Genomic DNA, 13,847 nt, shown 5'->3' on the forward strand with positions numbered 1-13,847 from the left:
CCGCGCGCCCGTCGAAGCACGGTCCGCCGCGGGTCGCGACCCCCGATCACCCGGTGGCCCGGACCCGGACGAGGGGTGATCGCACACACATCCAGCCGCGTCCGGACCGGGCCGGATGCCGGCTGATTCCGTCATCATGGGGCCGACGTCATCCGGATCGCGAATCCCGCCCGGCTTCCGCCCGCCCGGCCCGCGACCGCAGCACAGCGAAATCGGAAACACATGGGAACCCTCAAGGCAGCACGGCGCGCACGCGGCGCCCGCACGGCAGCGACCTCATGAGCGCGGCCCGCATCCCGGGGCTGATCCTGCCCGTGGTCTTCTTCTGCGCCTTTGCCGCCGGGGCCCTTTGGTACTGGCGCCATCGCGGCGACTGAGGTGCCCGGCCGCCGGCCCGCCGTCCACGGATCAGGCGGCGTGCCGACGGACGGCGTGAAGCAGGCCGTCGATCTCCTGCGGGGTGGTCGCGAAGGAGGTGACGAACCGGACGACGCCGGGCTCCCAGCGGTCGTGGTAGAAGGTGTAGCCGTCGGACAGCAGGCGCTCGCTGACCTGCTGCGGCAGTCGGCAGAAGAGGATGTTGGCCTCCGCCGCCCCGAGGAGCTCGACCTCCTGCATGGCCTTGAGACCGTCCTGGAGGCGGGCGGCCATGGCGTTGGCGTGGGTCGCGTTGCGCAACCACAGGTCGTCGGTCAGGTAGGCGTCGAGTTGCGCGGCCTGGAAGCGCGCCTTCGCTGCGAGCTGACCGGCCCGCTTGGCGCGGAAGGAGAGTTCCGCGGTGAGGGAACGGTCGAGGACGACGATCGCCTCGGCGGTCATCGTGCCGTTCTTGGTGGCTCCGAACGACAGCAGGTCGACGCCGGCCCGCCAGGTCAGGTCCGCGGGGGCGCACCCGAGGGCGGCGACGGCCCCGGCGAAGCGGGCGCCGTCCATGTGGAGCCGCAGGCCCGCCTCCTCGGTGATGGCGCCGAGGTGGCGGAGTTCGTCGAGGGTGTAGACGGCGCCGGTCTCGGTGGCCTGGGTGACGCTCACCACCGAGGGCTCCACGCTGTGCACGTCTCCGGCTTTGTGCCGTACGGCCGCACGGAGTTCGTCCGGGTCGATCCTGGCGTCGTCGCCGCCGAGCGGTACGAGCTTCGCGCCCGCGGTGTAGAACTCCGGTGCCCCGCACTCGTCGTTGTTGATGTGACTGTGGCGGTGACACAGCACGCTGCCCCAGGGCGGGGTCAGCGCGGCCAGACTCAGGGCGTTGGCGGCGGAGCCCGTGGAGACGAGCAGTAGGTCGACGTCCCGTTCGAAGATCTCGCAGAGCCGGCGGCGGACTCCGTCCGTGACGGTGTCGGAGCCGTACGGCGGGGCGTGTCCCGAGGCGGCCCGGGCCACCGCGTCGACTATCTCCGGGGAGGCGCCGGCGGCGTTGTCACTGCTGAAGACGCGGGAGGGGGCGGGGGCGGTGCTCATGACGAGGGTTCTGACCTTCCTTTGGCGGCGGGCGGGGCGACGGCGGCCGGTGCCGTCCTGCCGAGAGGCGGCGTCGCGGTACGGGCGGCCGCGGCCCGGCTGCGAGAGCGGCGAGTGATCACCCCGCGCCGTTCCCGGTGACCGTCCGCCGCGGCGCGGCGGCACGGATGAGCTGGCGCAGAGCTCCGTAGTAGACCTCGTGGTCGGTCACGGCGGGCAGGATCACGGCCACGTGGGCGGCCAGCGTCGGGAAGTCCTCCGGGTCGAGCGAGGCCAGGGCCCTGCGGGTGGCCGCCTGGGCCGCCCTGGGGTCGCGGTGGTCCACGAAGCTCGCGCAGCCGAGGGTGAGCAGGTACATCCGCCGGTAGGCGGCGATCGCCTCCTCGGGCGTCATGTCGGCGGCGAGGCTGTCGGCGAGCTGCGGCTCGACGAGGCGGGCCAGCAGGTTCGGTCCGAGCCAGGGGCGGGCGCCGCGCAGCGCGAGCAGGCCCGGATGCGCCGACAGCAGGCGGTACAGAGCGGTGAAGCGGGCCTCGGTGGCCTCGGCCCAGCCGGTACCCGGTTCGATCTCGGGCAGCCGGGCGGCCAGGTGGTCGGTGCACAGGTCGAGCAGCCCCGCCAGGTCGGTGCAGCGACGCTGGAGGGAGGCGAGAGAGATGCCCAGCCGGGCGGCCAGGGCGCGGAAGGTCAGCGCCGCGGGACCGGCCTCGTCGACCAGGCGGAGGGCGGTCTCGGCGATGCGCTCCGGAGTCGCGCGGTCCAGGGACGGGGAGTGGCGTGGCATGCGTGTCATCGTACGATACGTCGTATCGCTACGATAGGCGCCGTCCTCGCGCGGGCCGACGCGACAACCAGCCGTCAGTGGCGTGACGTCGACGGCGTGGGCGCCGAGCGGTGACGAGCGGCAGCGGGACACCTGTCGGCCGGGCGGGCGGCGCCGGACACGCCACAGGCGCGGGCCGCCGGTCGGCGGCCCGCGCCTGGTTCTGTTCAGCCGTTGCGCGACCGGCCTTCGGAGGAATCGTCCCCCCGGACCACGCACAGGGCCCAGATGATGAACGCCGAGAAGGCGATCATCACGATCGACCAGACCGGGTAGTACGGCAGGGAGAGGAAGTTGGCGACGATGATGAGTCCGGCGATGGCCACACCGGCGGCCCTCGCCCACACCGAAGCCTGGAAGAGCCCGAGACTGATGAGCACGGCGACAGCACCCAGGACGAGGTGGATCCAGCCCCAGCCGGTGAGGTCGTACTCGAAGACATAACTGCGGGTGGTGACGAAGACGTCGTCCTCGGCGATCGCCATGATCCCCCGGCAGATGTCCAGCACGCCTGCGATCATGAGCATGACCGCCGCGAAGACTGTCAGACCCTGGGCCCAGTGCCGCTTGGCCGAGTGCGAGTGCGCGTGCGCGGTGTGTGTCGCAGTCATCCTGATGCCTCGATTCAGTGTCGTGCGATGCCGTCAGCGACCGGAGGCCGCGGATGCGGCGTCCGTCTGTCCCGACGGGCCGGAACCGCTCAGCACCAGTTCCTTGGCCCTGCGGAACTCCTCGTCCGTGATGTCACCGCGGCCACGGATCTCGGACAGCCTCGCGAGTTCGTCGACGCTGCTGGGCCGGCCTCCGTCCTGCGCGGCCTCCCGGACGTACTTCGTGAAGGCCTCCTGCTGTGCGCGCGCCTGCGCCACCTCGCGGCGGCCCATGTTCCTGCCACGGGCTATCACGTAGACGAAGACGCCCAGGAAAGGCAGGAAGAGCACGAACAGCATCCAGCCGGCCTTGGCCCACCCGCTCAGGTTGTCGTCCCGGAAGAGGTCGACGACGACCCGGAAGAGCAGGACGAACCACATGATCCACAGGAAGAAGAGCAGCATGGACGAGAAGACGCTCAGCAACGGATAGTCGTACGCGAGATTCATCTGCCCACTCATGTCATCCTCCGTCCCGGGCGTTCGCCCGGCAGCCGTTTCGCCGTCTTCAGGGTGCCCACGACAGGCGCCCGACGGCCTCACCCGAACCGGGTGAACGGGACCGGCCGTGGCCGGCCCGGGCCGGATCGCCGTCGAGCCCGGGGCCGTCCCGCCGGACAGGGGCTCCCCGCGCCGCCGGATCCTGCTCGCCGTGGGGCGCGGATCACCCCCGGCGGGTGATCCGCGCCCGCCCCGGGGGCGATGAGGTGGAGGCGCGCAGGCACGTGCCTGCATACGGCGGTACGGGCACGGCGTGCGCCGGAGGTGACCGGCAGCAGAGCGTTCCGGCGGCAGGCCGGAAACCGTCGCCGGAGCGGGCGCAGGACAAGCACTGCTCCGTACGGGGGCAGCGGTTCAGGAGGTTACGCCGATGGCCATACCGGTCGCGTTCACGGTTTCCCGGTCACCGCGGGAGAGGGCGGCGTTCGGCAGGAACGCCCGTACCCACACCCCCCGTTCGAGCCACGGCCGGTTCGAGGCGGCGACAGAGCGGCCCGACCCCGTCGAGGTCATCGAACGTCAATCGGCCTCCCGGCTGGCCGAGTTGGTGCCGATCCGCTACGGACGCATGCTGGAGTCCCCGTTCCGCTTCTACCGGGGCGCCGCGTCGATCATGGCCACGGACCTCGGATCCGTCCCGGACACCGGCCTGACGGTGCAGCTCTGCGGAGACGCCCACCTGCTCGACTTCCGGCTGCTGGCCTCGCCGGAGCGTCATCTGGTCTTCGACATCAACGACTTCGACGGGCCGCCCCGCGCTCGCCGGAATCGCGCCGCGCCGCCCGTGTGCGGGGCGTCAGCTCGGCAGCTGGCGCATCTCCAGGACGCGCAGGCCGAGCGACTGGCAGCGGATCAGCAGCCCGAACAGGTGCGCTTCGTCGACCACGGACCCGAACAGGACGGTCTGGCCGTTCATCACCACGTGGTCCAGCTCCGGGAACGAACTGGCCAGCGTCTTCGACATGTGTCCTTCGACGCGGATCTCGTAGCGCATGAGCTGCACTCCCTGGGCGACCTGGGACAGGCGTGCTGCGCCCTTCCCTACGATCGTCCGCCGCGCCACACCCGCGTGGCCTCACCCCGCAGAGGTGATACGCGTCCGGACGCGCGCCCGCGGCCGTGCCTGTTCACAGCAGCCGCAGCTCGCGCGCGCGGCGGACCGCGTCGCCGCGCCGGTTGACCGCCAGTTTCCGGTAGACGCTCTTGAGGTGGGTCTTGACCGTGTTCACCGACACGAACAGATCGGCGGCGATCTCCTCCGTCGACATCATCTGGGCCAGCCGCTGGAGCACGTCGAGCTCGCGCCGGCTCAGCTCCTCGATCACCGGCGGGGGCAGCCGGTCCCCGGACGGGGGCGGTCCGGCGTGCCGCGCCGAACGCGACGAACCCGGGGTGAGCCAGTCCGCGGCCAGCCCTCTCAGCGGCGCCGCTTCCAGCACCGGCCGGATCCATGGCCCGGCTTCGAGGAAGGGACGCCTCAGCCGTTCGCGCCGTGCCTCCCGCAGAGCCTGGGCGACGAGCGCGCGCGAGGCGGCGCCGTCGCCCGCTCCGTCCGCGGCCTCGGCTCGCACCAGCATGGCCCGTACGGTCACCGCGGGGCCCGTACGGCCTTCGGAACCCAGCCCGTCGAGCAGGTCGAGCGCCGCGACGGGCCGGCCTGCCGCGAGGTGCGCCCGCGCCGCCCCCACGGCACACGCCACCTGGTCGTCGGGCACCGCCTGCAGCAGTTCCGCGGCGGACTCGGGGTGGCCCTCGGCCAGGTGTGCGGTGGAGGCGATCAGCGCCGCGTGCCCCTGGGCCCAGGGCGAGACCTCGTCGGCGCGGACCGCGGTCTCCGCCGTCGAGAGCGCGGCCCGCGTGTCGCCGCGGGCCAGCAGCAGGCGCGCGGTGGCGATCATCCGGCCCGCTTCCGTCACGGGGTCGTGCTGTCCCCGGCGCGGGCCGCCCGCCGTGTCGAGAAATGCCTGGGCCCGGCCCAGTTCGTGGCGGTCGACGGCCACGGCGGCGAGAACCAGTCGCCCGATGTCCGAGCCGGGCGGCTGTGCCGGACCGAACCGCTCCGTCTCGGACACCGCCGCCAGGGCTTTGCGCTCCGCCCTGCCGAGCCAGCCGTTCAGGTAGTCGATCAGGGCCAGCCCGCCCAGGGAGTCCTCGCGCGCGGGCGCCGTCGAGGCCTCGACGGCGCGGCCGGTCACCGTGGACAGCGCCTCGCACGCGTCCTCGAAACGTCCGGCCCACAACCGTGTCGAGCCCAGGTGGGCCAGCAGGAGGGCGGTGAATTCGGGATGGTCGTCGAGCAGCTGCGCGGGAACCTCCTCCTGGAGCTTCTCGGCCGCCCTCGCGGCCGTCTCCGCCCGCTCGGGCGAACCGGTCAGTCGTGCCGCCAGGGTTTCCAGCAGGGCGCAGCTCAGCCGGGCGGCCGCCGGTGCGTATGCCGGCCCCGACGCACTGTGTTCCCGTTCGAGGCCTCGCTCGGCCTGGCGCAGGTGTGTCAGGCCGCGCTCCAGGTCGCACCGGGCCAGCTCTCGGGCCGCGCGCACGAGGTCCGTGGCCGGGCTCGTCGCCCCGGGCCCCATCCGGGCGAACAGCTCGGTCAGATCGTCGCAGCCCAGGCCGGTGAAGAGCCGGCCGATGGCGAGGTCGTCGACGAGCGCACCGGCGGTGAAGTCCCAGTCGCCCGCGGCGGCGCCGTGGCCGAGCGTCTCGGCGAGGGATCCCGAGCGGTGCAGCCATTCCGCCGCCAGCCGGTGGAGTTCGGGTTCCAGGCCAGGAGAGCGCACCCGCAGATGTGCACGGAGGATCTCGCCGAACAGTGGGTGGAGGCGGTACCAGTCATGGCCGAGGTCCTCGACGAACGCGTTCTCGCGGTGCAGCCCCGCCAGGATGGGTTCGGCGTCGGTTCGCCCCGTCAGCGCGTTCGCCAGCGCGGGCCCGAAACGGTCGAGGACGCTGACCCGCAGCAGAAGGTCCTGTGTCTCGGGGGTCTGCCGCTTCAGCACTTCCGCCAGCAGGAAGTCGGCGACCGTGGAGCGGTCCGCCTCGAACTCCTTGAGGTACGTCGCCGGATCCGGGTCCTCCCGTGCGGCCAGGGCACACAGCCGCAGACCGGCGGCCCATCCGCGGGTGCGCTCCACGAGCGCGTCCGCGGCGTGGGCCGGAAGGCGCAGCCCGTGCATCTCGAGGAGCGCGGCCGCTTCCGCGGGGGTCAAGGCCAGCTCCGCGTCCCTGATCTCGGTCATGTCGCCCGCCGCACGGTAGCGGTGCAGTGGCAGCAGCGGTTCGGTGCGGGTGACCAGGACCAGGCGCATGCCCCGCCCCGCGTGGTGCAGGACGAACTCCAGCTGCTCCGCGATCTCCGGGGCGGTGACGCGGTCGTACTGGTCGAGCACCACGATCACGGGCCGGTCCCGGGCGCTGAGATCGGCGGCGAGCCGTGACAGCAGCCGGTGGTCGACGCGGTTCACCTCGGCAGGGTCGGTCGTCTCGGCGGAGAGCGGTACACCACAGGCGTGCAGCGCCTGGAACAGGTAGGCCCAGAACATGCCGGCCGGCTGGTCCGCCGCGTCGGTGGTGAGCCAGGCGACCGCCTCGTCGCGCCCCTTGGCCCAGTCGGCGACCAGCAGGGTCTTGCCCGCCCCGGCGGCTCCGTTGACCAGGGTCAGCGGTGTCAGGAGGGACTGGTCGAGGTGCTCGACCAGCCGCTCGCGCCGCAGGAACATCGCCGGGCGCTGCGGTACGGCGAGCCGCGTACGTAGAAACGGGTCGCCAAGAGGGTCGGCGCGCGGTGCGGTCGGTCCCGAACCGCCCTCCTCCTCGAACCCAGCCATGGCGCTCACCACCACTGTTCGTCGGATCGCGGGCAGCGCTCCCCCATCAGCATCCCAGTGTTCTCCCGCACCTGCCCGCCGCAGCGGTCGCCCGGCCCTCGCGGCTCCCGCACCGCGCCGCAGGCGTGGCCATGGACGGGCCCGGCGCCGGACGGGCCGGGCGTCGGCCGTCGCCCGGCCCCGGGCGCCGGGGCGGTCGGTCCCGGGAGCCCGTCGTCAGGCGGACGGCGCCCCGCTCAGGACCTCCACCCGGCCGGTGTCGAGCGAGTAGTAGGCGCTGACCACGGCCAGGCCGCCCTTCTTCACGAGCGGGGCCAGGTCCCTGTTGGAGCGCAGGTCGGCGGCGGTCTGCTGTATGTGGATGCGGATCATGGCGTCGACGGGGTCGTCGGTCGGCTCCTTGAGGGTCGCCCGGTACGCCGGCCGCAGGGCCCTCGAGATGGCCTGGAGGTTGCCGGGCAGTTCCTTGCCGTCGCGCATCGCCTCGTACGAGGCCTTGATGGCCCCGCACCGCTGGTGTCCGAGCACGACGATCAGCGGGGTCCCCGAGGTCATGGGCCCGTACTCGACAGATCCGGTGACCACCGGTCCCACCACCTGTCCGCCGGTGCGCAGCACGAACAGGTCGCCGAGTCCGGTGTCGAACACGAGCTCCGGCGGCACCCGAGAGTCGATGCACGAGAGGATCACGCCGTACGGGTCCTGCTCCTCGGCCACGAACTCGCGTCGGGCGGGGTCCCGGTCGGGGTGTTGGAGAGTCCCCTCCACCCAGCGCGCGTTGCCCTCCGTGAGCCTTGCGAGGGCCGTTTTCGGCGAGTCGGGCCTCGCGCTCCTGAACGGCGAGGGGGACTTCGCCGCCGGCCCGGCGGCGGGAGACTTCGCCGCCCCTGAGCCGGCCGCCGCCGACGAACAGCCGGTGACGAGGGCTGTCGTGGCCACGAGCCCTCCGGTGAGCAGGGCCCTTCGCTGCGGTCGGCCGGAACTGGTCATGAGTTCTCCCCTTGGGTGGTGCAGGTCCGCCCGCAGAGACACGGGCGTGAGACGACACCAGAGGCAGGTCCGTCGGGCGCCCGCCGCTGGCCCGATCCCCTGGTGGAGCGGGTGGTTCCACAGTGGCGGGAGGACGGTTAGGACCCGTACAGCGCTGATCCAGCACGGCGTAAGCAGCCGTCCACATCGCAAGGGACGCGCCCGGGGCGCCGCGACACGGCTGGGGAGGAGTAAAGGGTGTTGCACAAGGCTGCGAACTGGGCATTTCCTCTGTATGGCTGGGGTGTTGAGTGCTGAACAGGTGTGGGTGGAGACGTTCACGGGGCTGCGGTTGACGCAGTTTTCGCGGTTGCTCAAGGCGGTGCGGGAGCGCGGTGGCAACGGCACGATGCAGGGCCGGCCGTGGAGCCTGCCGCTGGCCGAGCGGGTGCTGCTGGTCGCGGTGTACTACCGGACGAACCTGACCATGCGGCAACTGGGACCGCTGTTCGGAGTGTCCTCGTCCACCGTGTGCCGAGTGATCCAACGGCTCGGGCCGCTGCTGGCCCTCGAACCCGTCTCACGTCCGGCCGACGCCGCGGACCGGTTGTGGATCGTGGACGGCACGCTGGTCCCGGTCCGTGACCGCACGGTCGGCGCATCCAGCCGCAACTACCGCTTCTCTGCGAACGTGCAGGTCATCGTAGACGCCGACACCCGCCTCGTGATCGCAGCGGCCCGACCGGCACCGGGCACCACCGCCGACGCCCATGCCTGGCGCGCCTCCGGTCTCGCCGAGCACTGCCAGGACGTGACCGTCCTGGGCGATGGCGCCTACCTCAACTGCGGCATGGTCGTGCCGCACCGCAAACGCCCGCGCCGGCCCCTGCTGGCCGGCGAGGAAGCCGACAACGCAGCCCACCGCACGGTGCGTGCCCGTGTGGAGCATGTGATCGGCCGCATGAAGAACTACAAGATCCTCCGCGACTGCCGACAGCACGGCGACGGCCTCCACCACGCCGTCCAAGCCGTCGCCCACATGCACAACCTCGCCCTCACATCATGACCAGAAGACTGTGCTCACACACTCTGACCTGCCCAAACACAGCCTTGTGCAACACCCTTTAGCCGTGTCGCGGCGCCCCGTCGCGCCGTGCCCCGCTCGCCTCGCGCCTCGTGGGGGGGGAGCGACCGGAGACGGCGCTGTCTCACGTCCGACGTCCACGACCCGCGCGAACGCTCCCGAACGGTGAGCCGGGGGGGGGCCGCCACGCCTGCGTCCCGCCGTGGCTCACGGCACGTCAACTCGCCCTGCCGTTCGGCACGGAGGACCACTGCGCGCGGCGTCGCGGCCGGCCCGGGCGGCTCACGGCCGGCCCGGGACAGGTCAGGAGAAGAGGGCGTCCAGGTCGGGCTTCTTGTCTCCGAAGAGACCGTCCCGCTCACCGAGGGACGCCAGCTTCTCCAGGGAGGCCGTGTCGATGTCCGGCGGCCAGCTGGGCAGCGTGAGCTTCTCCAGGACATCACCGCTGATCTTGGTGTAGGTGGTGAGGATCTGGCGCGCCTCGTCGGGATGGTCGGTGGCGTACTGCAGTGACTCGGCCATCGCCTCGGTGAATTTCTTCACCAGGTCGGGGTTCTCCTTCTGCAGCTTGGCCGAGGTGAAGTACGTCGCCACGGTGAGCTTGGGGTCCGTCTCGGCGAACGGCGACGCCACGACGCGGACGCCCTGTGCCTTGGCGACCGTCATCGCGGGCTCGCCCATCCACGCGGCGTCCACGCGCCCCCCGTCCAGAGCGGCCGGCATCTGGTCGAACGCGATCTCCACGAACTTGACCTCGGACGGGTCGCCGCCGTCCGCACGGACCGACTCGCGCACCGTGGTGTCCCCGATGTTCTGCAGGGTGTTCACCGCCACCGTGTGCCCGGCGAGGTCCTTGGCCGACTTGATCGAGCTGTCCTTTTTGACCGCCACACCGGTGACGTCGCCCCCGACCTTGCCGTTGGACGCCGCGCCGTTGACCACGGACTTGACCGGAACTCCCTTGACCTGGGCGACCATCAGCGACGTGGTGTTGCTGAACCCGAACTGGAACTGGCCGTTCACCACACCGGGGATGATCGCCGCGCCGCCCTGGGCACTCACCATCTCGAGGTCGATGCCGCGGCTGCCGAAGAACCCCTTCTTCTGCCCCAGATAGAGCGGGGCCACATCGACGATCGGGATGATGCCGACCTTGACCTGTGCGGTCTTGTCCCCGCCCGAGGTCGACGAACCTCCGGCCCCCGAGTCCGACGACCCGCATCCGGCCGCGGCGACGATCGTGGTCAGTACTGCGGCAAGCCCGAGAATGCGCCGTTGCATGGGCTCCTCCTGACGGAAAGCACTGGTGGATTACGTGGACGAGTGCGGTGCGTGAACGGGTCGTACGGGCCGTGCTGGAATCACGCGGGCTCCCCGAACGCGGCGGCGGACGACGCCGGGCGAGGCGGTACAAGAACGGTGCGTGGCGCCGGTCCCTCCAGGGGATCCTGCGCCGATAGCACGAGCGACGAGGCAGACGGGGCGACAGCGGCGGGGAACAGAACACGACGGTCCGGGGCGCGACCGGACAGCTCGGTCCCCCAGCCCGATTTATGTTGTGCATTTTCTTGACGGCAGCAATCTACAGACCCAATTTCGCGCTGTCAGCACCCCGGACAAGGGAGGTTGGACATCGCCCGTCCGCACCCCGTCCGCGCCTCGGCCCGCGGGGCCTCCTCCGGCCCAGCCGGCCAGGGCGGGTCCCGGGCGCCCTGGCCCACGGCTTTCGCGCCCCTGAGCCTGTCGACGGTTTCGGATCGCGCTGCCGCGGGAGGGGACACCCCAAGATCTTTTACTCACCCTTCCGTTTTCACTTCCTCATCGCAATCTGATTTCGATTTCCACTTCTTACGGCGGGAGTGATCCGGCCCTTCGGGGGAAGCTCGTCGAATTCTCGAACGGCCGCGTTTGGACCGGCGCTCTCCGGTCAGCCGTATGTAGACAGCACGAACGAAGCGCAGTGAGGACGTGATCTGCAGTGGCCAAGAACGAGAAGGCAAAGGCCAAGACCGAGCAGGCCAAGGGCAAGACGAAGGAGACCCTCGGCCGCGCTGTCGGGAACGAGCGTCTGACCGCCGAAGGCAGGGCGGAGCAGTCCAAGGGTGACGTCCGCCAGGCCAAGGAAAAGACCAAAGACGCATTCCGGCATTGAGGATCACTTAATCCGCAGGGCCCGTCGCACGCTCTTGCGGCGGGCCCTGTTTCTTTTCAGGTGAAGGAGCGCGAAATGCTCGGGGAGCAGCGGAAGCACCCCATCGACGCGTCGTCCGCGTCGGCGCGGCCCCAGCGACCGGGACCGGGACCGCGCAGTCCGGCCGAGGTACGCGAGGAGGTGAGGCTCGCACTCGAAGAAGCGCGGCGGTCCCGACGCCGCGACGCCGTGGGCGACGACGTCGTCGGCGACGCACTGCTCGTCGCCTCGGAACTGACGACCAACGCCATGCTGCACGGCGGCGGTGTCACCGGTTTCGAGGTGTCGCTGGACGATGGGGACGTCCGGCTGTCCGTGAGCGACCGCAGCCAGGAGCTGCCCACCCCCAAGCAGCACGTCGATGAGCGGGGCTTCATGCGGGCCGGTGGCCACGGCTGGCCCATCGTCTGCCGCCTTGCCCGTGACATCACGATCTCGGAACTCGGGACCGGCGGGAAGCGCATCACCGCCGTACTGCCGCTCGTCCGCCAATGAACCCCTCCACTCCGGCCTCCCTCGGGCCACCGCCCGGACCTGCCGCCGCATACGGCCAGGTCCGGCCCGCCCCCTCCACTGTCCGGGCACGACTCGGGCACGACAAAACCGGCCGCGCTCCGGCGGCCGGTTCGTCAGGTGGTCGACTGTGCAGCCGGCTTCGACCGGACCGGCGCTACCAGCCCAGGGGCCGGGCTCCTGTCAGCTCTTCACGATCTTGCGGAGGTTCTCGACCGAACCGCATCCCGACTTGAGCTGGTGCGCCCGCTCCTCGACGAAGTCCGCGCCGAGCTCCTCACGGCGCTCCATGGGGACGTTCTCGCGCGCGCCGTTCAGGATGGTGCGTTCTTCCTCGTCGGTGTGGTGCGCGACGGCCTCCACGAGTTCCTCCAGCTTCTCGTCCCAGTCGTCGGAACCGACTTCGTCGACCTCCAGGAGGGCGAGCAGCGCCTTGTTGCCTTCGTCGTGTTCGGTCTCGCCGTGCTCCACCTCCTCGTCGTCGATGTTCCTGTAGCGCTTGAGAGCGGGGTAGACCTTGGCCTCCTCCGCGAGGGCGTGGGCGATCAGAAGGTCGGCGAATTCTTTCAGCGCGGTCGCCCTGTCCGCCTCGACACTGCGCATCTGCCGGAAGAGGTCCTCCATCTTCCGGTGATCATCAAGAATCAACTGGACGACATCTCGTGTCTCAGGCATGGTGCGGCGCGCCTTCCTCGGTGGAAATAAAGTCTTCCAACACGAGTACCCCCGTAATCGGGGAAGAAAATCGTCCTGTCGAAGGGCCGCGCGGCAACAGCGACAAACGGAGTAACTGACGAAACCGGGGACGGGCCGCACACCTACCGGTGAATCCACGGGACGTCACCGTCGTGGCGCACGCATCTCAGCGATGTCGGCATGCCTTACCCGGCGTCACGCCGTAAGGGCCTGTCGGAGCGCGCCCGCCGCCGACGGTGTGCGCCGCACCGCGGGACGCACCGGATACGTGGTCTTGGCCGGATCGACCACCGGTTCCCCCAGCACGATCCGGCCCGCCGCGTGCAGCGCGTCGCACTCGTCCGTGGGCAGGGCCACGTAGCACCCTCCGTACCCGGGGCCGGAGCTGACGGGCTGCCAGTAGCCGTATCGGCGACGGCCGTTGAAGTGCACGGTCAGGCAGACGGGGACGCGCTGCACCGTGATGAGGCGCAGAACCTCGGCGCCGCCGGGGCCCACCGGGGCGGTCGTGCGCGGGAGCCCTCGGAGCATGGTCACCGGTTCTCCGTTCGAGGCTCGCGACACGGCGCGGTGGTGAAGAGTGGGCGTCATGTGAGGGCGGCCTTTCGACGGACGGGTATCGATCGCGTATCACCGGAGCGATGACGTTCTCGCTGCTCGGCATTGTTCCGGAGGGCACTGACAACGCGGCCCGGAGCCGCTCCGGGCCCCTCCACGGAGCCGCCCTTCAACGGAGGCCGGGTGGCGTCGGTGCGTGATGGGCGCGACCTTCCAGTTCGCCCGGGGTCATCAGCAGCGTCGTACGCCCCGGCGTGGTCGAAGAGCGCCTCTGTGACGCGTTCCCACTCCTCGGCCTCGGCCTGGGCGGCAGTCGCGTCCCGGCCGGTGAGCGAATCGTCCTGAGCCGCCTTTCGGGCGTTTTCCAGAGCTGCCTTCGCCTCGTGGTGCCGCATTCCCGTGGCCGAGCGGCGCACCCGCGCCCAGGCGTCACGCTCGGCTTCGGAGGGTTCCGCCGCCTCGTCGCTCGTGTCGTCGACGGGACCGGACGCTCGGTCCTGCTCCAGGCTCACTGCTTCACCTCGTTCAGGCGCGGGCTGAATGCTTCCTTCAGCAGTCCCGTCTGCCCCCGTCG

General features: G+C 71.0%; 13 protein-coding genes and 1 pseudogene. 4 read left to right on the forward strand and 10 right to left on the reverse strand.

Going from position 1 to position 13,847, the window contains the following annotated elements; translation table 11 throughout:
- Nucleotides 1–408: 408 nt before the first annotated feature.
- From O1Q96_RS29065 to O1Q96_RS29080, 4 genes are all read right to left on the reverse strand, one after another.
- Entirely contained in the window at nucleotides 409–1,461 is a 1,053-nt protein-coding gene (locus O1Q96_RS29065) for a threonine aldolase family protein (protein ID WP_269250975.1), read from the reverse strand.
- A gap of 118 nt (nucleotides 1,462–1,579) precedes the next feature.
- Nucleotides 1,580–2,245, reverse strand: a complete 666-nt coding sequence (locus O1Q96_RS29070) for a TetR/AcrR family transcriptional regulator (RefSeq protein WP_269250976.1) — start codon at nucleotides 2,243–2,245, stop codon at nucleotides 1,580–1,582.
- Between the two features lie 206 nt (nucleotides 2,246–2,451).
- On the reverse strand, nucleotides 2,452–2,895 hold the full coding sequence (locus tag O1Q96_RS29075) for a DUF7144 family membrane protein (RefSeq protein WP_269250977.1): 444 nt from the start codon (nucleotides 2,893–2,895) through the stop codon (nucleotides 2,452–2,454).
- 33 nt (nucleotides 2,896–2,928) lie between these two features.
- Nucleotides 2,929–3,396, reverse strand: coding sequence for an SHOCT domain-containing protein (locus O1Q96_RS29080; protein ID WP_269250978.1), 468 nt, complete (start codon nucleotides 3,394–3,396; stop codon nucleotides 2,929–2,931).
- A gap of 409 nt (nucleotides 3,397–3,805) precedes the next feature.
- On the opposite strand from O1Q96_RS29080, the pseudogene O1Q96_RS29085 reads away from it, so the two are divergent.
- Nucleotides 3,806–4,180 (forward strand): annotated as a pseudogene (locus O1Q96_RS29085) (DUF2252 family protein); the annotation flags it as partial.
- 51 nt (nucleotides 4,181–4,231) lie between these two features.
- Here O1Q96_RS29085 and O1Q96_RS29090 read toward each other — a convergent pair.
- The 3 genes from O1Q96_RS29090 to O1Q96_RS29100 form a co-directional block, all read right to left on the reverse strand.
- Nucleotides 4,232–4,429 carry a hypothetical protein gene (locus tag O1Q96_RS29090; RefSeq protein ID WP_269250979.1) on the reverse strand — a complete coding sequence of 66 codons (198 nt, stop codon included), beginning with the start codon at nucleotides 4,427–4,429 and terminating at the stop codon, nucleotides 4,232–4,234.
- A gap of 133 nt (nucleotides 4,430–4,562) precedes the next feature.
- A complete protein-coding gene (locus O1Q96_RS29095) occupies nucleotides 4,563–7,262 on the reverse strand; it encodes a winged helix-turn-helix domain-containing protein (protein WP_269250980.1) in 2,700 nt (899 codons plus the stop codon).
- Nucleotides 7,263–7,478: 216 nt separating this feature from the next.
- The gene (locus O1Q96_RS29100) at nucleotides 7,479–8,252 is read right to left on the reverse strand and encodes a carbonic anhydrase (protein WP_269250981.1); all 774 of its coding nucleotides are present in this window, start codon (nucleotides 8,250–8,252) and stop codon (nucleotides 7,479–7,481) included.
- A 274-nt stretch (nucleotides 8,253–8,526) separates the two neighbouring features.
- On the opposite strand from O1Q96_RS29100, the gene O1Q96_RS29105 reads away from it, so the two are divergent.
- Entirely contained in the window at nucleotides 8,527–9,297 is a 771-nt protein-coding gene (locus O1Q96_RS29105; protein WP_269250982.1) for a transposase family protein, read from the forward strand.
- A 321-nt stretch (nucleotides 9,298–9,618) separates the two neighbouring features.
- On the opposite strand, the gene O1Q96_RS29110 is transcribed toward O1Q96_RS29105, so the two are convergent.
- Nucleotides 9,619–10,596, reverse strand: a complete 978-nt coding sequence (locus O1Q96_RS29110; protein ID WP_269250983.1) for an ABC transporter substrate-binding protein — start codon at nucleotides 10,594–10,596, stop codon at nucleotides 9,619–9,621.
- A 697-nt stretch (nucleotides 10,597–11,293) separates the two neighbouring features.
- Between O1Q96_RS29110 and O1Q96_RS29115 the strand changes: the two genes are divergently transcribed.
- Together O1Q96_RS29115 and O1Q96_RS29120 are read left to right on the forward strand one after the other, a co-directional pair.
- Nucleotides 11,294–11,467 (forward strand): CsbD family protein, encoded by a 174-nt coding sequence (locus tag O1Q96_RS29115; protein ID WP_269250984.1) that lies wholly within the window; start codon nucleotides 11,294–11,296, stop codon nucleotides 11,465–11,467.
- 75 nt (nucleotides 11,468–11,542) lie between these two features.
- Nucleotides 11,543–12,001 carry an ATP-binding protein gene (locus tag O1Q96_RS29120; protein ID WP_269250985.1) on the forward strand — a complete coding sequence of 153 codons (459 nt, stop codon included), beginning with the start codon at nucleotides 11,543–11,545 and terminating at the stop codon, nucleotides 11,999–12,001.
- Nucleotides 12,002–12,202: 201 nt separating this feature from the next.
- Here O1Q96_RS29120 and O1Q96_RS29125 read toward each other — a convergent pair whose 3' ends face one another.
- Together O1Q96_RS29125 and O1Q96_RS29130 are read right to left on the reverse strand one after the other, a co-directional pair.
- Nucleotides 12,203–12,694, reverse strand: coding sequence for a hemerythrin domain-containing protein (locus O1Q96_RS29125; RefSeq protein WP_269250986.1), 492 nt, complete (start codon nucleotides 12,692–12,694; stop codon nucleotides 12,203–12,205).
- 216 nt (nucleotides 12,695–12,910) lie between these two features.
- The gene (locus O1Q96_RS29130) at nucleotides 12,911–13,246 is read right to left on the reverse strand and encodes a hypothetical protein (protein ID WP_269253762.1); all 336 of its coding nucleotides are present in this window, start codon (nucleotides 13,244–13,246) and stop codon (nucleotides 12,911–12,913) included.
- Nucleotides 13,247–13,847 lie beyond the last annotated feature (601 nt).

The organism is Streptomyces aurantiacus, from assembly GCF_027107535.1.
GTDB lineage: Bacteria > Actinomycetota > Actinomycetes > Streptomycetales > Streptomycetaceae > Streptomyces.